The organism is Embleya sp. NPDC059213, assembly GCF_042754445.1.
Classification (GTDB): Bacteria; Actinomycetota; Actinomycetes; order Streptomycetales; family Streptomycetaceae; genus Embleya.
This window is the reverse complement of record NZ_JBHZAV010000173.1, coordinates 1-19,058: the sequence shown is the minus strand read 5'-3', so window position 1 is coordinate 19,058 and position 19,058 is coordinate 1. Positions and strand designations below refer to the sequence as shown.

At 71.1% G+C, this 19,058-nt stretch carries 16 protein-coding genes and 1 pseudogene; 12 read left to right on the top strand and 5 right to left on the bottom strand.

Annotated features, from left to right (window positions below; all coding sequences use genetic code 11):
- A pseudogene (locus ACFXMF_RS38270) lies at nt 1-432 on the top strand (hypothetical protein); the annotation flags it as partial.
- Between the two features lie 77 nt (nt 433-509).
- Here ACFXMF_RS38270 and ACFXMF_RS38265 read toward each other — a convergent pair.
- Nucleotides 510-1,949 carry a serine hydrolase domain-containing protein gene (locus ACFXMF_RS38265; protein ID WP_379989804.1) on the bottom strand — a complete coding sequence of 480 codons (1,440 nt, stop codon included), beginning with the start codon at nt 1,947-1,949 and terminating at the stop codon, nt 510-512.
- 213 nt (nt 1,950-2,162) lie between these two features.
- Here ACFXMF_RS38265 and ACFXMF_RS38260 point away from each other — a divergent pair, with 213 nt between their 5' ends.
- Nucleotides 2,163-3,008 (top strand): M55 family metallopeptidase, encoded by an 846-nt coding sequence (locus tag ACFXMF_RS38260; protein WP_360311550.1) that lies wholly within the window; start codon nt 2,163-2,165, stop codon nt 3,006-3,008.
- A 396-nt stretch (nt 3,009-3,404) separates the two neighbouring features.
- Here the strand turns inward: ACFXMF_RS38260 and ACFXMF_RS38255 are convergent, their stop codons facing one another.
- Complete coding sequence (locus tag ACFXMF_RS38255) at nt 3,405-4,349, bottom strand: SMP-30/gluconolactonase/LRE family protein (RefSeq protein ID WP_360311552.1); 945 nt, start codon at nt 4,347-4,349, stop codon at nt 3,405-3,407.
- 170 nt (nt 4,350-4,519) lie between these two features.
- On the opposite strand from ACFXMF_RS38255, the gene ACFXMF_RS38250 reads away from it, so the two are divergent.
- The 3 genes from ACFXMF_RS38250 (at nt 4,520) to ACFXMF_RS38240 (ending at nt 7,669) form a co-directional block, all read left to right on the top strand.
- Nucleotides 4,520-4,969 carry an Lrp/AsnC family transcriptional regulator gene (locus tag ACFXMF_RS38250; RefSeq protein WP_360311554.1) on the top strand — a complete coding sequence of 150 codons (450 nt, stop codon included), beginning with the start codon at nt 4,520-4,522 and terminating at the stop codon, nt 4,967-4,969.
- 317 nt (nt 4,970-5,286) lie between these two features.
- The gene (locus tag ACFXMF_RS38245) at nt 5,287-7,302 is read left to right on the top strand and encodes an ATP-binding cassette domain-containing protein (protein ID WP_379989805.1); all 2,016 of its coding nucleotides are present in this window, start codon (nt 5,287-5,289) and stop codon (nt 7,300-7,302) included.
- Between the two features lie 166 nt (nt 7,303-7,468).
- Nucleotides 7,469-7,669, top strand: coding sequence for a hypothetical protein (locus ACFXMF_RS38240; protein ID WP_360311558.1), 201 nt, complete (start codon nt 7,469-7,471; stop codon nt 7,667-7,669).
- A gap of 68 nt (nt 7,670-7,737) precedes the next feature.
- Here ACFXMF_RS38240 and ACFXMF_RS38235 read toward each other — a convergent pair whose 3' ends face one another.
- Nucleotides 7,738-8,304, bottom strand: a complete 567-nt coding sequence (locus ACFXMF_RS38235; protein ID WP_379989806.1) for a hypothetical protein — start codon at nt 8,302-8,304, stop codon at nt 7,738-7,740.
- 313 nt (nt 8,305-8,617) lie between these two features.
- On the opposite strand from ACFXMF_RS38235, the gene ACFXMF_RS38230 reads away from it, so the two are divergent.
- The gene (locus tag ACFXMF_RS38230; RefSeq protein ID WP_379989807.1) at nt 8,618-9,262 is read left to right on the top strand and encodes an HNH endonuclease family protein; all 645 of its coding nucleotides are present in this window, start codon (nt 8,618-8,620) and stop codon (nt 9,260-9,262) included.
- A gap of 60 nt (nt 9,263-9,322) precedes the next feature.
- On the opposite strand, the gene ACFXMF_RS38225 is transcribed toward ACFXMF_RS38230, so the two are convergent.
- Nucleotides 9,323-10,177 (bottom strand): amidohydrolase family protein, encoded by an 855-nt coding sequence (locus ACFXMF_RS38225; RefSeq protein ID WP_379989808.1) that lies wholly within the window; start codon nt 10,175-10,177, stop codon nt 9,323-9,325.
- A 180-nt stretch (nt 10,178-10,357) separates the two neighbouring features.
- On the opposite strand from ACFXMF_RS38225, the gene ACFXMF_RS38220 reads away from it, so the two are divergent.
- From ACFXMF_RS38220 to ACFXMF_RS38195, 6 genes are all read left to right on the top strand, one after another.
- Nucleotides 10,358-10,669 carry an L-rhamnose mutarotase gene (locus tag ACFXMF_RS38220; RefSeq protein WP_360311564.1) on the top strand — a complete coding sequence of 104 codons (312 nt, stop codon included), beginning with the start codon at nt 10,358-10,360 and terminating at the stop codon, nt 10,667-10,669.
- Nucleotides 10,670-11,031: 362 nt separating this feature from the next.
- Nucleotides 11,032-12,345 (top strand): extracellular solute-binding protein, encoded by a 1,314-nt coding sequence (locus ACFXMF_RS38215; protein ID WP_360311566.1) that lies wholly within the window; start codon nt 11,032-11,034, stop codon nt 12,343-12,345.
- A gap of 101 nt (nt 12,346-12,446) precedes the next feature.
- Nucleotides 12,447-13,454 carry a sugar ABC transporter permease gene (locus tag ACFXMF_RS38210; RefSeq protein WP_360311568.1) on the top strand — a complete coding sequence of 336 codons (1,008 nt, stop codon included), beginning with the start codon at nt 12,447-12,449 and terminating at the stop codon, nt 13,452-13,454.
- A 3-nt stretch (nt 13,455-13,457) separates the two neighbouring features.
- Entirely contained in the window at nt 13,458-14,294 is an 837-nt protein-coding gene (locus tag ACFXMF_RS38205; RefSeq protein WP_379992781.1) for a carbohydrate ABC transporter permease, read from the top strand.
- A gap of 49 nt (nt 14,295-14,343) precedes the next feature.
- On the top strand, nt 14,344-15,486 hold the full coding sequence (locus tag ACFXMF_RS38200; protein ID WP_360311572.1) for a sn-glycerol-3-phosphate ABC transporter ATP-binding protein UgpC: 1,143 nt from the start codon (nt 14,344-14,346) through the stop codon (nt 15,484-15,486).
- 139 nt (nt 15,487-15,625) lie between these two features.
- On the top strand, nt 15,626-17,911 hold the full coding sequence (locus ACFXMF_RS38195) for an alpha-L-fucosidase (RefSeq protein ID WP_379992841.1): 2,286 nt from the start codon (nt 15,626-15,628) through the stop codon (nt 17,909-17,911).
- Nucleotides 17,912-18,027: 116 nt separating this feature from the next.
- On the opposite strand, the gene ACFXMF_RS38190 is transcribed toward ACFXMF_RS38195, so the two are convergent.
- Nucleotides 18,028-18,972 (bottom strand): aldo/keto reductase, encoded by a 945-nt coding sequence (locus tag ACFXMF_RS38190; protein ID WP_360311576.1) that lies wholly within the window; start codon nt 18,970-18,972, stop codon nt 18,028-18,030.
- Nucleotides 18,973-19,058 lie beyond the last annotated feature (86 nt).

Below are 19,058 nucleotides of genomic sequence, written 5' to 3'. Positions count from 1 at the left end.
GTGTGCGTGCACCCGGACAAGGTCCGGTTGCCGATCGGCCGCTGGGGCTCCGAAGGCCGACTCCCCGACCTGACCGCGTGGCGGGCCCCCGAACCCGCCCCGCCGGCCGCACCCGATCCGGCCGCCCTCGGCCCGGCCGAGCCGTCGCAGGGCGCGCGGGTACGGCGCCTGCTCCACGACTCACGCCCCAGGGTGCCGAAGTCGCGCCCCGCCGAGCGGCGTCCGCCGGCACGGCCCGCCGCAGCGATATCGGACCTGGTGTTGCCGGACGTCCCACCCGACCCCAGCCGGCTCGCGCACTGGGCTCGGGACGTGCTGGACGCGGCGGAACCGGACCGGTTCGCCGACGTCCTGGCGGCGGTCGAACACGCGGCCACCGAGGTACACCCACCCGAAACGGTGATCGTCGCCCTGCGCGACGCGATGTCGTAGCCCGCCGCGAGGTGTGCCGCAGGCGAGCGGGCCGGGGCGCCTCGCCTGGCCTCAACCCTCCGTCGCCGTCGGCCGGTTCAGCCGACTCGGCGCAGGGCTCGGCCCATGTGCAGGAATTCGGCCTGCTTGCCCGCGCCGAGGAAGACGTACGACGGGTGTCGGCCGCCCTGGGGTTCGGCGGCGATCAGGGTCCGCGCGTCCAGCGGCACGACACGGCTGGTGACCGCCTCGTCGCCGACCAGTTCGGCGATCGGCCCGATGCAGCGCGTGGTGAAGGTCAGACCGTCCTCGGTGTCGGCGACGTCGATCTGCGCGGACGCCGACGCATAGCGGCCGACCACGTAGTCGGCGTCGATCGCCACCGGTTCGGCGGGCGGCGTGGGCAGTTCCCGGACCTCGACGCCGCCGAGGGTGGTGAGCAGTTCGCGGACCAGGTCGAAGACGCCGTACAGGGCACCGCCGTTGGTCAGCACCGCGACCGAGAACTCGCGCGAGGGCACCACGCGCAACATCGCGCCGTGACCGATCGTGCCGCCGTCGTGGCCGATGACGGGCTCGCCGGGCCAGTCGTACAGGTTCCAGCCCAGGCCCCACGACCTGCCGAGCCGGCCGTCCCCGATGATCTCGACCTGCGGTTCGCACATCGCTCGCGCGGACTCCTCCGACAACAGGCGCGTGCCGTTCGGCAGCAGCCCCCGGCGGATGTGTGCGTCGGCGAACACCAGCAGTTCCCGCGCGCTCGTCGCCAACATGCCCCCCGAGGGGCCGCCGGCGCGGGACATGTGGTGGACGGGCGCCTTGACCGGCGTGCCGTCCGGTCCGCCCAGGTGGCCGATGGCCGTGCGGTGCAGAATCGACTCGCTCGCGTCGTTGGCCACCTCGGTGATGCCGAGCGGCGTGAACACCCGTTCGCGCAGGGCCGCTTCCCAGGTGCGCCCGGTCAACACCTCGACCAGGCGGCCGAGCAGATCGAATCCGCTGTTGCAGTAGGAGAACGTCTCGCCCGGTGCGAAGAGGTGCGTGCCGGCGGTCGCCAGGCTCGCCTCCAGGCGCGCCAACGCGTCGTGCCCGGGCCCGTGGTCGTCGTACAGCTCGCCCTCGAAGCCTCCGGTGTGACACAGCAGGTGACGTACCGTCACCCGAGCGGCCGCGTCCTCGTCGACGAGCCGGAAGTCGGGGAGGTAGGTGCGGATCGGCACATCCAGGTCGATCAGGCCCTCGTCCACGAGCTGCATCACCAGGGTCGTGGTCCACACCTTGGTGATCGAGCCGACCTGGAACAGCGAGTCGGTCGTCGCGGGGTAGCCGGTCTCGACGTCGAGCACGCCCACCGCCGCGGCCACGGTGCGATCGCCCACCCGAACCGCGATGCTCGCGCCGGGCATGCCCGCCTTCTCGGCCAGCTCGGCCAGCCGGGCCCCGAGGTATTCGGGCGTCGGCAGGGACGCCGTCGTCCGCGACAGATCCGGGCGACCGGACGACGGTGTGGCGGCCGGGGGCGTGGCGGATCGTGCCATGGGCGAGCACCTCCTGGATGGGCGGCGGGAGCGCCGCGGTGAGCGCTCACGGTAGGCAGCGCGCGCAAACCCCGGCTCGTCGCCGACGACGAAGAACCGACGGCGAACCTGTGCGAATCGCCAACGCCGAAACGGGGTGATCCGGGTGATGCTCGGCGGGGCGTCCCGCGCCCCCGCGAACCGGCCGAGCAGGGCAACGAACGGGAGAACCCGATGGACGTATACATCTCGATCGACATGGAAGGCATCGCGGGCATCGCCACCATCGACCAGATCGTGCGCGGGGGCGGCGGCTATCGCAACGCACAGGAGATGATGACCGGCGAGGCGAACGCGGCCATCGAGGGAGCGTTCGCGGCGGGTGCGGAGCATGTCCTGATCAACGACAGTCACGGCACGATGGACAACCTGCTCGCGCGCGACCTGGACCCGCGGGCCCGGGTGATCCAGGGCAGCCCCAAGGCCCAGTGCATGGCGAGCGGCCTCGGCACGAACCACGGGGTGGCGCTGTTCATCGGCTACCACGCGGCGGCCGGCGCACCGGGCGTGCTCGCGCACACCTTCTCGTCCGACTTCGGCGCGGTGCGACTGAACAACCGACCCGTGACCGAGGCCGAGGTCAACGGCCTGCTCGCGGCCCAGCACGGCGTGCCGATCGGCCTGGTGACCGGCGACAACGAGGTCTGTGCGGCAACGGCCGCGGCGTTCCCGGGCGTGCTCACCGTCCCGGTCAAGACCGCCGAGGGCGTGCACGCGGCGAACAGCGTGCATCCGTCCACCGCCCAGGACCTGATCCGGGCCGGCGCGGCGGCGGCCGTGGAGAAGGCGGCGACCGTGGAGCCGTTGGAGCTGCCGGAGAAGTTCGTCTTCGAGGTCGGCTTCCAGATCCCGCTGGCCGCCGAGCTCGCCGCGGCCACGCCGGGCGCCGAGCGGGTGGACCAGCTCACCGTCCGCTGCGAGGCGCCCGACCCGAACGGCGTGATCGACCTGGTCACCATCTGGGCCACCATCGCCGCCCACTCCGCCCGCTCCCGACTGCCGATGCTGGCCGTCCGCTAGGCCCTGTCCGGCCCCGGGGAGCTCATCCCACGGGCGTCCGGGTACCCGGGACACCGAGCAGCGCGAGTCGTTCGGCGTCCCGGGTGCGGGGTCGGCTGTGTAGACCGGAATGCGCGGGTCGCGGTCCGGCGTCGGTTCGCCCATCCGCGGATGGTCGACGGTCTTGCGCGCTGCCTCCGGCCGGGCCACTGCCCGCGGAGTCCCACGGCTCGGCGAACCGGACACTGTTCGCGCACAGTTCGGTGACCAGCCGACGGTCGGCCGGGTACCGATTCGCCGCAGCCCGCAACCGGGCGACCCGGGTGCGCTCCAAGTCGCGCTCGGCCTGTGCGGTTTGCCGGAAGCGACTGCCGGAGCCGAGTAATCGCCGCCACGTCGCGGGGCAGGCGCGGGTGGTCAGTCCATGCGCGGGTGCCCGCGTCCGGGAAGTCGGGAGGTGCCCGTGACGGACATGACCAGCGAGTACAGCGTGGTGTTGGCGGCGAGGAACATGCGGTTGAGCTTGGGGCCGCCGAAGGTGATGTTGGCGACCGGTTCGGGGGTGCGGATGCGGCCGATGAGGGTGCCGTCGGGGTCGTAGCAGTGCACGCCGTCGGCCATCGCGGCGACCCACAGGCGGCCCCCGTCGTCGAAGCGGATGTTGTCGAACCGGCCTTCGCCCGGCCGACATTCGACGAAGACGGCGCCCTCGGACAGGGTCCCGTCCGCGCGCACGTCGAAGACCCGAACGTGGTTGGCCCGAGTGTCCGAGACGTAGAGCCGCTGCTCGTCCGGGGACAACACCAGCCCGTTCGGCCCGGCGAACCCGTCGGCCACCAGGCGCACTTCGGCGCTCACCGGGTCGATGCGATAGACGTTGGTCGCTCCGATCTCGCTCTTCGCGCGGTACCCCTCGTAGTCGCTGGTGATGCCGAAGTCGGGGTCGGAGAAGTAGATCGAGCCGTCCGAGTGCACCACGGCGTCGTTGGGACTGTTCAGCCGCTTGCCACCGAAGCGATCGGCCAACACCGTTACGGAGCCGTCGTGTTCGGTGCGGGTGACCCGGCGGTTGCCCTGTTCGCAGGTGACCAGGCGGCCCTGCCCGTCGAGGGTGTTGCCGTTGGGATGCCCGGCCGGCGAGCGGAAGACGCCGACGACGCCGGTGCTCTCGTCCCAGCGCAACATGCGGTCGTTGGGGATGTCGCTCCAGATCAGGAAGCGGCCCGCCGGGAAGTAGAGCGGTCCCTCCGACCAACGACCGCCGGCGTGCAGGGTCTCCAGCCGATCGTCGCCGAAGACGCAGCGCTGCGTCCGGAAACGTTCGTCGATCACGTCGTAGATCGGGATGCGGGTGTCGGACATCGTCTCGCAACTCCTTGCAGTCACCGAACAGCATCTTGGTTCTCTGCATGAATACAGAATATGATTCGGTGACGTCAAGGCCCGATGCAACTCGCACAAGGTGGCTCGCTACCATCGAGCCGCCGCGATCGGCACGCTCGGCGCGACTACGGAGGAGCAGGGCACACCCCATGGACGACATCGATCGGGACCTGCTCGCCCTGCTCCAGCACGACGCCGGCCGCACCTACGCCGAACTCGGCCGGGAGGTGGGACTGTCCGCCGGCGCCGCACACGAACGGGTGCGCAAGCTGCGGGCGAGCGGCGTCATCCGCCGTACCGCCGTCGACGTGGACCCGGCGGCGGTGGGGCTGGACGTACTGGCCTTCGTCACCGTCGACTCGGTGGCCTGGATGGGCGACTCCGGGCCGGCCTTCGCCGCCGTCGCCGAGATCCAGGAGGCGCATGTGATCGCCGGAACGGCCTCGGTGCTGCTCAAGGTCCGCACCGCCTCGACCGAGGCGATGCAGGACGTGCTGCGCCGCATCCACGCGATCGACGGGGTGAGCAGCACCCAGGCGACCATCGTGCTGGAAACCTTCTTCGAACGCACCGTCCCCACCGGCGGCACGACCGACTGAACCGGCCGCCGGCGACCGGCCGCGGCGGCCCGGCGCCGGTGTGTCGTCGCGGTTCGCGACGATGCCGTGCCCCACCGCGTACGCCCGGCGCACAGTGCGGTCACCGACGAAATCCCGGCCCCGGCACGGTCCTTCCCGGAGACCGTTCCGAGCACGCCCGGCAGCGACACGTTTGGTCGAGCGTCCGGTCCGGGCGCCCTCCTCGCCCCCGCGCCTCGGTCGCACATCCGTGCGCTCTGCCGGGTCCGGACACACGCCAGAAGCATGAGCGGACACTCCCGCAGGCGACCTCGCCCGCACCGCCAGGAGGCACCGCGATGACCACGAAAGCCACCGGAGGAGACCCCTCCTCGCCCCGGTCGAAACCCGACTCCGCCGGCATCCCCCACCAGGTCGGCAGCGATCGACCGACCGGTCCGACCGCCGCCGAACAGCGCGCGACCGACCCGACCGCCGCCGAACCCGCGGACCAGGAACCGCGGTTCGCGCCACCCGGACGCGACACCGAGGAGGCGCTGACCAGGATCACCACCCGGGCGATGGCGGCCCGCCTGCCCCGACTGATCAGGCGCGCGATGCGCCTGGCCTGGCGGGCCGATCCGGGCGCGCTGGTCGCGCTGCTGGTGTGCCAGGTCCTCGCCGGACTCCTGGAGGCCGGCGGCCTGCTCGCGACGACGGGCACGATCACCGCCCTGATCTCCGCCGGCGACGTGGCCGACCGCCTGCGCGAGGCGCTGCCCTCGATCGTCCTGCTCGCCTCCGCGGTCGGCCTGCGCGCCGTACTGGGCATCGCCGTCGTCGGCCTGTCCGCGCGGGTCACCCCTCGCCTGGCCCGCGAATCCGAATGGCTGCTCCTCCAGGCCGCCTCCCGCGCCGAGTTGGCCGCCTACAACCATCCCGGCTACCAGGACCGGTGGGACGCGGCGGATCGCGGTCTACAGTCGATGCGCGGCCTGATGCCGCAGTCCCAGGACGTGCTCGCCGCCTGCGCGTCCCTGATCGCCGCCGCGTCCGTGCTCACCATCCTGCATCCGGTACTGCTCCCGTTGCTCCTGCTCGGCGCGCTCCCGCGCGGAGTCGCCGCGGTACGCGGGGCCAGGGTCGAGTACCTGACCACCCTGCGCACCCAGGACGAGCGCCGGCTGCTCAACATGCTGCGCTGGCACATCTCCGACCAACGCTGGGCCGACCAGGTGCGCGCCTGCACGATGGCGCCGTACCTGCTGAACCGATACTCGATCGCCGCCGAGCGCGTGCAACGCGTCACCCAGGCCGGTGCCTGGACCACCGCGAAGATCGGTCTGGTCGGCGCCGCCATGGGCGGCCTGGCCGCGAGCCTGGTCTGGGCCACCCTGGCCTACCTGCTCTCCAGCGGCCGGATGTCGGTGGCCGCCGCCGGCACCGCCGTCATCGCGCTGCGCACCGTCGGCACCGCACTGGGCGGCCTGGTGATCTCGGGCAGCCGGCTGTACAGCGTCGGCCTCTACCTCGACGACTGGGCCCGCTTCCTCGACGAAGCCGGCGGCCACGGCATGAAGCGGGGCACCCTCGCCCCAAAGTCGCCGGTCGTCGTACGCGCGGAGAACGTCACCTACCACTATCCGGGCAAGGCGACCGCCGCCGTGGCCGGCGTCGACCTGGAGGTGCGCAGGGGCCGGATCCTGGCCCTGGTCGGCGAGAACGGCTCCGGCAAGTCCACCCTCTCCCGGCTCCTGTGCGGCCTCTACCTGTCGCACGAGGGCCGGGTGAGCTGGGACGGGACCGACGTCGCGGAGCTGGACCCGCACGCCGCCTGGGCCCATCTCGGCTACGTGCCCCAGGAGATCGCCCGTTGGCCGCTGTCCGCCCGGCTGAACATCAACCTCGGGCAACCTCGCGCCGACGACGCCGACGCGCTCGATCGGGCGGCGGCGGCCTCCGGGGCGGACGACGTCATCGCCGGCCTCCCGCGCGGCCTCGCCACGTTGCTGGCCCGGGAGTGGTGGGGCGGCATCGACCCGTCCGTGGGGCAGTGGCAGCGCTTCGGCATCGCCCGCGCCCTGTACGCGGAACCGGGCCTGATCTGTCTGGACGAACCCACCTCCGCCCTCGACCCCCGAGCCGAACATCGCATCTTCGCCGGGCTGCGCGACATCGCCCGGGGCAGCGCCGTGGTCCTGGTCACCCACCGCCTGGCCAACGTGGCGGTGGCCGACGAGATCGTGGTGATGGAGTCGGGCCGGGTGGTGCAGCGCGGCACGTTCGAGGAACTCCTCGCCGATGCCGACGGGTTGTTCGCCGAGCTGTGGCGCCTGCAACAGGACCGCGGCACCGATGTGGACCCGCAACCGTGAACGAACCAGGCCACCCGTCGCCGCCCACCCCTCCACCCCTCCACCCGCTCCGCAGGCGGACCGGCACCGGGGCGGGAGCCGGGGCCGGGGCCGGGGCCGGGGCCGGGGCCGGGGCCGGGGCCGGCAACACGCAACCCCTGCCCGACGACGACGAGGAAGGCCCGTTGTGGAGATCGGAACGAAGGTCGAGGCGGTCCGGGACCTCGGCGGGACGCTCGCCCAGTCGATTCCCGCGGGTGCCCGGGGTGTGGTCGTCGGCCGTCGGTTCGACGGACGCCTCGACGTGGCCTTCACTCTTCCGGGCCTGCTGGGCGGTACCCGCTCGGTCGAGGTAGCGGTGACCGACTCCGACGTGGCCACCCTCTGAACCCACCCGTCGATCGCCGGTCGGCACCGCGCCCCGCCCCGTGAGCGGCGCCGACCGGCCGAGCCGGGTCAGTGCGATTCGGCCAGGTCCTCCGCCGATCGCCGCACGGCCGCCGCCTCGTCGACGCGGCCCGCCTCCTCGTAGCGGTCGGCCAGTGCCTTCGCCACCTCGATCAGCGTGTCCGGTTCGACGTGGCCCAGTTCCAGGGCGGTCCCCAGGGCGCGGACCGTGAACTCCAACACGTCCACCAGCGCCGCCGGATCCCGGCCGCCGGCCACCGCCGACGTGTAGGCCGCGTAGCCGAGAACGCCGAATCGCACGTGCGCGGCCCCGTTCCCGGGCTCGTCCACGCATAGCCGTCTCAGCACCTCGACGGCGGCACTCAGGCAGCGGAAGGCCATCGTGTGCCTGCCGAACGCGGTGAAGGCCGCGGCGCAGTCCTCGAAGGCGGTCGCGGTGGCGAACGCGTCCAGGACCGGCCAGTCGTCGCTGAGCAACTCGTATGCGGTGGACGCGCGGACCAGGGCACGGCGCTCCTTGCCCTCGGCGGCCAGTTCGCGGGCCCGGCGGGCGAGGGCGCGGCCTCCGTTCCTGGGGCCGAGGTCGGCCGATCGTCGACCAAAGAGCATGGACATCCTCCGGTTCGTGCAGTGCGCGGGTCGACTCCGCACGGAGCCCACGAGGTTCCGACGCGCCGAACCCGCCGCCCGTTCCCCGCCCGGCCGGCCCGCCCCCGCCGGCCGCGCCCGCCCGACGGGGCGAACCCGCCTGTCGGATCGCCGAGTTCACGGCGGACACCCACGCGTGTACGGACCTCGGCGGGCCCGCGTCACCAAGAATTCATGCCGTGCGGGGTCCCGGAGGACCGGGCGGCTCGGGCACGCTGGGCGCGCCGATCCGCGCCCGGGTCCGGGCCGGATGCCGCCACCACCCTCGGGAGGCCCCGTCATGACCACCGCGACCGCACTGCGCCGTGCCGCAACCACCATATGCATAGCCGGACTTGCCCTCGCCGCGAGCGCCGCCGCGACCATCCCCGCGCAGGCCGCGCTGCCCACGCCGATATCCGCGGCGACCGCCCGCTCCCACCTGGCCGGCATGACCGCGACCGCCGAGACGCACGGCGACAGCTACGACCGCGACCTGTTCCCGACCTGGATCACCATCTCCGGGACCTGCGACACCCGCGAATGGATCCTCAAGCGCGACGGTAGCGGCGTGACCACCAACAGCGCGTGTACCGCGACCTCCGGTACCTGGACCAGCGCCTACGACAACGTGGTCACCACCAACCCGTCGACGTTCGACATCGACCACGTGGTACCGCTGTCCGAAGCCTGGGCGTCCGGCGCGTGGGCCTGGACCACGACCCGACGGCGCGCCTTCGCCAACGACGTGACCGCCCCGCAACTCATCGCCGTCTCGGCCTCGTCCAACCGCTCGAAGGGCGACAAGGACCCCGCCGAGTGGCTCCCGCAGACGTCCTACCGCTGCACCTACGCCCGAGCCTGGGTCCAGGTCAAGCACGACTACGCGCTCACCGTCGACGCCGGCGAGAAGAGCGCCCTCACCACCATCCTGAACGCCTGCTGACCCGACCCACCACGGGCCGTCACCCCGGCCGACGGCCCACCCGGCACGCCTTTGCCCCGGTCAGAAGCCGTACACCGTCCGGGCCGTGCCGCCGAAGACGCGGTCACGCTCGGCCGTCGACAGGTCGGCGCAGGTGCGTGCGGCAAGCGAGAACACCTCGTCGTAGGACGCGGCGAGGGTGCAGACCGGCCAGTCCGAGCCGAACATCGTGCGTTGCGGACCGAAGGTCTCCAACGCGTGGCGCGCGTACGGAAGAACCTCGGCGACCGTCCATTCCCGCCAGTCGGCTTCGGTGACGACACCGGACAGTTTGACCGTGACATTGGGCAGCGCGGCGATGTCGCGGATCGCCGCGGCCCACGGCTCCCGGTCGCCGGTGCCGATCTCGGGCTTGCCGATGTGGTCGAGCACGAAGGACAGTTCCGGATGCGCCCGGGCCACCCGGACCGCGGCGGCCAGTTGCGGCGGCTTGACCAGGAGGTCGTACACCAGGCCCGCGCGGGTCAGCTCGGCCAGCGCGCGGGCCACGTCCGGGCGCAGCAGCCAGTCCGGGTCGGGCTCGTCCTGTACCAGGTGCCGGATCCCGACCAGGTGCTTCCCGCCCGGACCGGCACGCAGCGCGGCGATCGAATCGGCGGCGTCCCGGGCGGTCAGGTCGACCCAGCCGACCACCGCAGCGACCGGTGTGCCCGGATCGGCCGCGATCGCCAGCAGCTCGGCGCTCTCCGCGGTGTCGGCCACCGCCTGGACGGCGATGGTGGCCACCTGCCCGCGGTGCCCGACCGCCGCCGCGAGTTCGCCCGGCCCGAACCGACCGCGCAGCGGGTCCGCCCAGGCGCCGTCCATCCACCCGTACTCGCGCTCCGCCGTGTCCCACAGGTGATGATGCGCGTCCACAAGCGCCGAAACGGTCACGCCTGGATCTCCTGTACCTGAGAGATAGTCATCGGATCATTGGGTTGCCTAGAGTGCGAGTCGCCGGAGAAACGGCAACAACCCTCAAGAATTGACCCGATCACTGAAGCGCGGTGGCCGACCCACTGTCAAGGCTCGGCACCACCCCCATCACCCATCACCCATCCAGGAGTTCATCCCATGCGCGTAGCCCTGCACACCCGACTCGCCCCGGGCCGCGAGGAAGAGTACGAACAGGCCCACCGCGAGGTGCCGGCCGAATTGACCGCCGCCATCCGAGCGGCCGGTGTGCACGAGTGGAACATCTGGCGCAGCGGCCTGGACCTGTTCCACGTGCTCGACTGCGACGACTACGGCGCCCTGCTCGACTCCCTCGCCGACCTGCCGGTCAACATCCGATGGCAGGCCCGCATGGGCGAGTTGACCCAGGTGTCGCACGACTACTCGGCCGACGGCAAGGAGGCGACCCTGCCGCTGATCTGGAGTCTGTGATCTCCGTACGGACGGCAACGCACCGGAGACAAAGAGCCGATGTATGCGTTGCCGTCCGTACTGAAACAACAACTCGCCTCACGACCCCAAATCACCTATTTCGCTACCAATACCGCATCAAGGAGCCGCATCGGAACCGAGATTGCTCGCGAAACGGGACCCGAGGTATCGAGTCGGCCGCAGCACTCCGTAACCCTTGTGCGGCCAGAGATCGGATGTATAAGCTCCAGCTCGGCACGGGATCGCCTGGAGGGTGACCCAAACCCTCACATCCCTCCACGGCCGCCCCGAAAGGTGCCCCCGCGCGGCTCGATCACGGGGTCGATCCGAGCCGCGAGTCGACCGACAACTTACGGAGAACCATGAAGAGCTCAGGGATACGACGGCTCGCCGGCACGGTGGCGGGTGTCGCGGCGTTCGCGTTGGTGGCCTCGGCTTGCGGCAACGACGGTGCGTCCTCCTCGACCGACGGCAAGGTCACCCTCAAGTACTCGACGTGGTTCCCGACCGACGCGACGCTCCGCAAGACGATCGCCGCGTTCGAGACCGCGAACCCGAACATCAAGGTCGACCTCCAGCTCAGCACCAACTCCGACTACCAGAAGAAGCTTCCGCTGGCCCTGAACAGCGGTCAGAAGCTCGACCTGGTCGGCGTGCAGACCTCGGCGATGGCCGAGCAGTTGCACGCCAAGCTGACCCCGATCGCCGACCTGGGCATCGGCGACGACGTGCTGAATCAACTCGCGCCCAAGGCCCTCGACCAGAGCCGCAAGCTGGTCAAGGACGGCAAGCTCTACTTCATCCCGATGGGCCGACTCGGCTCGGCCGCCATGTTCTACAACAAGGACCTGCTCGACCGGGCCGGCGTGACCACCGTGCCCAAGACGATGGCCGAGCTCAAGGACGCGGTCACCAAGGTCAAGGCGACCGCGCCGGACAGCATCCCGGTCGTGATGGCCGGCGACTCGTGGTTCCAGGACGAGGTCGCGCTCACCGTGGCCGGGCAAACCACACCCACGCTGTTCAACGACATCCGCTACGGCAAGGGTCGCTGGGACAACGAGGCGTACGTCGGTGCCCTGCGCGACTACGCGGGCCTGTACAAGGACGGCACGCTCGGCAAGGACACCCTGGACCTGACCGGCACGCGCGCCACCGAGCTGTTCGCGTCCGGCAAGTCGGCCTTCTACCTGGGCGGTACCTGGGACGCGGGCATGCTCTCCCCGGGCTACCGCAGCGCCAACAAGATCGACATCAAGGACGTCGGCGCCGCCGCCCTGCCCGTGGTGAACCCGACCGCGACCCCCTCCCTGCGCGGCTTCATCGAGACCGGCCTGGCCGTCCCGAAGAACTCCAAGCACCCCAAGGAGGCGGCCGAGTTGCTCAAGTTCCTGACCGTCGGCGACGGCGTCTCCGTGTGGGGCGCGGATCTGGGGCTGTTCCCGAGCAAGAAGGACTTCGCCCTCGCTCCGGACATCCTGTCCACCGAGACCGCGAAGGCCGGGTACACCGCGCTGCAACAACTCGTGGACTCCTCCGTCGGCGAGCGCAACAACATGAGCGACTTCACCGTGGTCGCCGGCGACACCGTCAAGAAGGTCATCCAGGGCTCCGACCCCTCCTCCGAGGCGAAGAAGCTCCAGGAGGAGTTCACCAGCGGTCGCTACAGCAAGTAGGCGCCGACCGGCACGGCCGCCCGCATGCCCGCGGGTGGCCTCGACCCCACCTTCGGCAGGCAAGCCGCCCGCACCGCCCCCGATCGGCAAGGACGCCCATCATGACCACCACCGCCCCGGGCCCGGCCGGCACCGCGTCAGCCGGGGCCGGGCCGGCGGCCCCCCGCCGCCTGCCCGGCCTGCGCCGCGCAGGCAAAGCCGGTCGCGCACGCAAAGCCAAGAGGATCGACGGCCCGCAGCAGCGGGGCATGATGCGCACGGCGCTGCTGTTCCTGCTCCCGCTCCTCGCCTTCTATCTGGTGTTCTACGTCTTCGGCTTCGTGTTCCTGGCCCGCACCAGCCTCCAGCGCACCGATCTGTCCTTCATGGACCCGGAGTCGGTCGGCCTGGAGAACTACCGGCTGCTGTTCACCGACGACCGCTTCATCCGGGCGCTGCTGAACAACGTCGTGTTCGCCGCCGCCGCCGTCGCCGGCGCCCTGACCCTCGGCTTCTTCCTGGCCGTCGTGCTGAGCACCGGCATCCGCGGGCGCAAGGTCTTCTACGCGGTCTTCCTGGTGCCCTCGCTGATGCCCGTGGCGCTGATCGCCTCGGTGTTCGGCGGCATGATGGAAAGCCGCTACGGCACCCTCAACGAGACGTTGCGCAGCGCCCACCTGGACTTCCTGGCCGGCCACTGGCTGACCGAACCGGGCCTGGCCTACGCCGTGGTCATCGGCATCTTCGTCTACCTGGTCGGCCTGCCGATCATGTACTACACCGCCGACCTGAGCGCGCTGAACACCTCGCTCCTGGAGGCGGCCGTCCTGGACGGCGCGTCGTTCCCGCAGTTGTTGCGCACGATGTTGTTCCCGCTGATGCGCACCACCCACAAGACGGTGGTGATCTCGATCCTGCTGATGTCCTTCCGCGCCTTCGAGATCGTCTTCTTCTCGACCAAGGGCGGACCGGCCGGCGGCACCGAGATCTCCGGCACGTACGTGTACAACTACGCGACCTCGCCCGGTCCCCGAGTCGGCTACGCGTCGGCCGCCGCCGTGGTCGTCCTGCTGCTCGCGCTCCTGCTGTCCGCGATCCAGCTCCGTTTCAGCAAGAAGTCCGAGGAGTAGACCGTGGCCGAGACCAGCGACGCCATGCGCGTACTCACCGGTCGCAAGCGCGACCGCCGGATCCTCCAGGGCATGCTGCTGCTGATGGGCGCGATCTGGCTCTTCCCGATCTACGCGGCGATCAAGCGGTCGCTCGAAGGCGGCGGCACGGGCAACTACACCGCGCTGTTCACCGATCCGGTCGGCGACGTCACGATCTACGACACCTACCTGAACTCCTTCATCATCGCCGCGTTGCACGCCGCCATCGTGGTCGGCGTCGGCGCGCTCGCCGGATACGCCTTCTCCAAACTGCACTTCCGCGGCAAGGAGGCGCTGTACTACGGCATCGTGTTGTGCCTGGCCGTCCCGGGCACCGCGATCCTGGTGCCGCTGTACTACACGATCCGCGAGGTGGGTCTGTTCGACAATTACCTCGGCGTGGCGCTGCCCGAGGCCGCGCTGACCCTGCCGTTCGCGGTGCTGCTGCTGCGCAACTTCGGCGACAACATCCCCGATTCGCTGATCGAGGCGGCCCGGATGGACCGGGCCGGGCACTGGCAGGTGTTCCGTACGGTGTATCTGCCGCTGTGCCGGCCCGCACTGGTCAACCTCTCCATCCTGTGCGTGATGTGGTCGCTCCAGGACTTCCTGTTCCCGAGCCTGCTGTTCACCGACGAGAAGTACACGACCGCCGCGAAGGCGGTGCAGTCCTTCCAGCAGTACCTGGCCACCAGCCCGTCGGACATCGGCAAGTACAACGCCTCGCTGGTGCTGCTCGCCGTGCCCGCGCTGCTGCTCGTCGTCTTCGGTCTGCGCTTCATCACCGCGGGCCTGACCAGCGGCGGGGTCAAGGAATGACCGCGCCCGCCTCGACCGCCCACCACCCCTTCTGCACGTTGGAGCACTCATGGCCCAGGTGATGTTGGACCAGGTGTCCAAGACCTACCCGAACGGGCACGTCGCGGTGCACGGCATGGATCTGGACATCGCCGACGGCGAGTTCCTGGTCCTGGTCGGCCCCTCGGGCTGCGGCAAGTCCACCCTGCTGCGGATGATCGCGGGCCTGGAATCGATCACCGGCGGCGAGTTGCGGATCGGCGAGCGGGTCGTCAACGACGTGCACCCGGGCGACCGCGACATCGCGATGGTGTTCCAGAACTACGCGCTCTACCCGCACTACACGGTGGCCCGCAACATCGCCTACCCGCTGCGCCTGGCCAAGCGGCCCAAGGACGAGATCGACCGGCGGGTGCGCGAGGTCGCGGCGATGCTGGAACTGACCGACTACCTCGACCGCAAGCCCGGCCAACTCTCCGGCGGCCAGCGCCAGCGGGTCGCGATGGGCCGGGCGATCATCCGCGACGCCGCGCTGTTCCTGATGGACGAGCCGCTGTCGAACCTGGACGCCAAACTGCGCGTACAGATGCGCGGCGAGATCGCCCGCCTACAGCGCCGGGTCGGCACCACGATGGTCTACGTGACGCACGATCAGGTCGAGGCGATGACCATGGGCCACCGGGTCGCGGTGCTCAGGGAGGGCCGACTCCAGCAGATCGGCACGCCCGACGAGATCTACCGCGCCCCCGCGAACACCTTCGTCGCGTCGTTCATGGGCACGCCGCCGATGAACCTGGTCGACGCGCACCTGCGCGGTACGCGGACCGGCGCGAAGGCCGGTGCCGGGACCGGCGCCGAGGTGGCCCTCGGCGGCGTGGGCGTGCCGCTGCCCGAGAGCGTCCGGGGCCACGCCGACGGACCGGTCACCGTGGGCGTGCGGCCCGAGCACCTGCTCGACGCGTCGATCCTCGGCGACACCGCGACCCACGTGCGGATCCCGGCGATCGTCGAGTACGTCGAGGCCCTGGGCGCCGAGAAGAACGTCTATGTGACGCTCGGTTCGGCGCGCGGCGACGCGGCCTCGGCCGGTCCGCCGATCGCCTGCCGCTTCCCGGCGGAGAGCACCGTGTCGGCCGACGCGAAGGTCGAACTGGCCCTGGACCCCGCACGGATCCACCTGTTCGACGCCGCGTCCGGGGTTGCCCTGCGCTGACCGCGCCGCCCCACCCCGAACCCGCGACTGCCCGGCCGTACACCCGTACCGCCGGGCAGTCGTGTACGGCGCCGCCGCCTGGCCGCGGCGGCGCCGATCCATCAGCACCCTCCCGGCGACAAGCAAGGAGTCTTGACCGATGTTGAGACGATGGTGCACCATCCTGGCGACCACCGCGGCCATGTGCGCGCCGCTGGTGGTCGTCGCGCCCACCGCCCAGGCGGCGAGCGCCCCACGACCGGCCGAATCGGCGCCGGCCGCCGCACCGGGCGCCGTTCCGCAGGCGGGACAGGTCCCGCTGCCGGTCGACCAGAAGGCGGTCAAGGACAACGTCACGACCCTGATGGGCACGGCCGCCGAGCGCACACCCTCGATGTCCGTGTTCGCTCCCGACACCAGGAAGAACTTCTGGGTCGAGAACTTCAAGACCTCCGATGACTACCTCGCGTGGACGGTCACCGTGCCCAAGGGTGACGTGTACCGGATCACCGGGATGCTCAACGCGGCCCCGGGGCAGACGTTCCGGGTCGGCGTGCGGGGTTCGGCCGCGGCGACCGGCTTCGTGCAGCCGGGCGGCGGCTGGGCGCGCGTGGACGCGGGCAAGCTCACCCTGCCGTCCGGCACGTCCACGATCGTGCTCGACCGCACCGGGACGCTCGCCGGCGACGCACAGGTCAAGTCGCTCGAACTGGTCCGGGAGAAGGACCGCCCGGCGCGCGAGGCGCGGATCGCCGCCGCGCGGGCGAACACCTCCGACTTCGCGTCGGCGGGCTACGGCCTGATGTTCCAGTACGGCTCGTGGGGCTTCCCGGAGAACGGCGGGCCGGCCAAGTCGCTCGACCGCCAGGCCGCCGACTTCGACGTGCCGGCCTTCGTCAAGATGGTCAAGGGCACCGGCGCGGCCTACGTGATCTGGTCGTACAGCTGGTGGGGTTACCACGTCGACGGCCCCAACGCGGCGATCGACAAGATCGTCGGCAACGGCGACCTGACCGCCCGGCGCGACCTGATCGGCGAGATCGCCGACGCACTGCACGCCGAGGGCCTGGGCTTCACGCTCTACTACCACCTGGGCACCGAGGACGCCGCCTGGTGGCCCACGCAGAAGTTCCCGGACACCTTCTACACCACCGGCACCGGCGACCGCAGCACGCTGCTGACCAACTGGAAGCAGGTCGTCGCGGACATCGGCAACCGCTACGGCACCAGGCTCGACGGCTTCTTCTTCGACGACGGCCTGATCTACTACCCGGCCCCCTTCGAGGAGTTGGAGAAGATCGCGCGCACCGGCAACCCCCGGCGCATGGTCTCCTGGAACTCGTGGATCCTGCCGCGTTACACCGACTTCCAGGACACCTACTTCGCCGAAGAGGTGCACGGCGAAGCGGTCGACGGCAGCGCACCGGTCGGCGGCAACGGCATCTTCCGGTCCGGACCGCAAAAGGGCCTGCTCCAGCACGCGATGTTCCGGATGGAGGACGACTGGGGCATCCACCTGCGCGGCCAGAAGATCGGTGGCCCGAACTTCTCCGCCAAGCAGGCCGTGGACTGGGCGCTCGACGCCGCCTCGCGCAAGGTCCCGCTCAGCTTCAACCTGATGATGTACGAGGACGGCAAGGTCTCCGAGCAGTCGTTGTCGATCCTCAACGAGGTGCGTCAGGCCCTGCGCGGCAACGCCGAACGCATCGACCCCGAGCCGGTGAACCAGGACGACGCCGGCTTCGCGTGGGACGGCGCGTGGCAACACACGAGCAACACGTGGAGCGGTGATCTCGGCGACGACGTGCAGGCGTCGACCGCGAACGGCGGTTCGGTCACCTACACGTTCACCGGCACGGCCGCCGACGTGCTGGGCCCGCGCAACCTGCTGGGCGGCAAGTACGACGTCTACCTCGACGGCGCGCTCGTCCAGCGGCTGGACGGCTTCTCGTGGTGGCCCAAGCCGCAGTCCGTGTTGTACGCGGCGCGCCACCTCGCACCGGGCACGCACACGATCAAGCTGGTCAAGGTGTCCGGCGTGCGGCTCACCATCGACGGCGCCCGGATGGTCGAGGGCCCGGCGGCGCTCAACGACACCGATTCGGCCGTCGCCTACCAGGGCGCCTGGACCCACTCCGGCAATCGCGGCGCCGGCGACCACGGCGACGACGTCACCTGGAGCTCGACGAACGGCGACTCGGTCACGATCACCTTCACCGGCAGCGCCGTCGACGTACTGGCCCCGATGGGCGACGGCTACGCAACCGCCGACGTCACCCTGGACGGCGTCGCGGTCGGCACCGCCACCACCGACAACGGCGGCTCCTACGCGGCCCGCCAGAAGGTCTATTCGGCCCGATTCCCCGCCTCGGGCCCGCACACCGTGACCCTCACCAAGACCGGCGGCAGCTACCTCCAGTTCGACGCGGCCTACGTCACCAAGTAGCCCCACACGCGAGACGACGACACAACAGCCGTACGGCACACCGAAAAGGGCCCGTTTCCCCAGTGGGGAAACGGGCCCGTCGGCTCGCCCTGCCCCAGTGCGGGGCGAGTCGGTTCTCAGCCGGCGGCGGCGAGTTCGGCCCACAGGGCCGCCGGGACGTGCCACTCGCCCATCTCGGCCGCGTCGGTTGCCTCGGCCGGGGTGCGGGCGCCGACCAGGACGGTGGCGACCGCGGGGTGGGCGGCGGCGAAGCCGATCGCGGCGGCCCGGAGCGGGACGTCGTATCCGGCGCAGATCTCCTTCAGCCGCAGGGCCCGCGCGAGCAGGTCGGCGTCGGCCGGTGCGTAGTCGAAGTGCGCGCCCGGGCGTGGGTCGGCGAGCAACCCGCTGTTGTACACGCCACCCGCCAGCACCGAGACGCCGCGCTCGGCGCAGTGGTCGAGCAACGCCGCGCCGCCGCGATCGAGCAGGGTGTATCGGCCGGCGAGCAGCACGCAGTCCACATCGGTTTCGGCGACGAAACGATCGAGCATCGCGGACTGGTTCATCCCGACCCCGATCGCACCCACGACGCCCTGCTCGCGCAGTGCCACCAGCGCGGGTACCGCCTCGTGCGCGGCCTGTTCCCAGTGTTCGTCGGGGTCGTGCACAAGCGCGATGTCGATCCGGTCCAACCCCAGGCGTTCCAGGCTGGCTTCGAGGCTGCGCCGCACACCGTCCGCGGAGTAGTCGCGCACGCGTCGCCGGCGCGGCGTGTCGACGAACCCGTCCGCGGCGGTGGGCGCGCCCGGGTCGTCGACGAGCAGCCGGCCGACCTTGGTCGAGATCGTGTAGGCGTCGCGCGGACGCCCGCGCAGCGCGGCCCCGAGCCGGGTCTCGGCCAGGCCCACCCCGTAGTGCGGCGCGACGTCGAAGCAGCGGATCCCGGCGGCCCACGCCGCCTCGACGGTCGCGTGCGCCAGGGCGTCGCTCGTCGCGGTGTACAGGTTGCCGAACGCCGCCGCCCCGAGCCCGATCGAGCCGGCGACCACGTGCGTTGTGCCGATGCGGTTGGTGTCCACGAACGATGCTCCCTTTGCCTTGCTGAAGAACGACCGAGGAGTCGCGGGCGCCCACCCATCGGGCGCCGCCCACCACAACCGGCACC

Coding starts and splice junctions, on each gene's coding strand:
- ACFXMF_RS38265 (WP_379989804.1), bottom strand. CDS start 1,949: ATGGCACGATCCGCCACGCCCCCGGCCGCCACACCGTCGTCCGGTCGC.
- ACFXMF_RS38260 (WP_360311550.1), top strand. CDS start 2,163: ATGGACGTATACATCTCGATCGACATGGAAGGCATCGCGGGCATCGCC.
- ACFXMF_RS38255 (WP_360311552.1), bottom strand. CDS start 4,349: ATGTCCGACACCCGCATCCCGATCTACGACGTGATCGACGAACGTTTC.
- ACFXMF_RS38250 (WP_360311554.1), top strand. CDS start 4,520: ATGGACGACATCGATCGGGACCTGCTCGCCCTGCTCCAGCACGACGCC.
- ACFXMF_RS38245 (WP_379989805.1), top strand. CDS start 5,287: ATGACCACGAAAGCCACCGGAGGAGACCCCTCCTCGCCCCGGTCGAAA.
- ACFXMF_RS38235 (WP_379989806.1), bottom strand. CDS start 8,304: ATGTCCATGCTCTTTGGTCGACGATCGGCCGACCTCGGCCCCAGGAAC.
- ACFXMF_RS38230 (WP_379989807.1), top strand. CDS start 8,618: ATGACCACCGCGACCGCACTGCGCCGTGCCGCAACCACCATATGCATA.
- ACFXMF_RS38220 (WP_360311564.1), top strand. CDS start 10,358: ATGCGCGTAGCCCTGCACACCCGACTCGCCCCGGGCCGCGAGGAAGAG.
- ACFXMF_RS38215 (WP_360311566.1), top strand. CDS start 11,032: ATGAAGAGCTCAGGGATACGACGGCTCGCCGGCACGGTGGCGGGTGTC.
- ACFXMF_RS38210 (WP_360311568.1), top strand. CDS start 12,447: ATGACCACCACCGCCCCGGGCCCGGCCGGCACCGCGTCAGCCGGGGCC.
- ACFXMF_RS38200 (WP_360311572.1), top strand. CDS start 14,344: ATGGCCCAGGTGATGTTGGACCAGGTGTCCAAGACCTACCCGAACGGG.
- ACFXMF_RS38195 (WP_379992841.1), top strand. CDS start 15,626: ATGTTGAGACGATGGTGCACCATCCTGGCGACCACCGCGGCCATGTGC.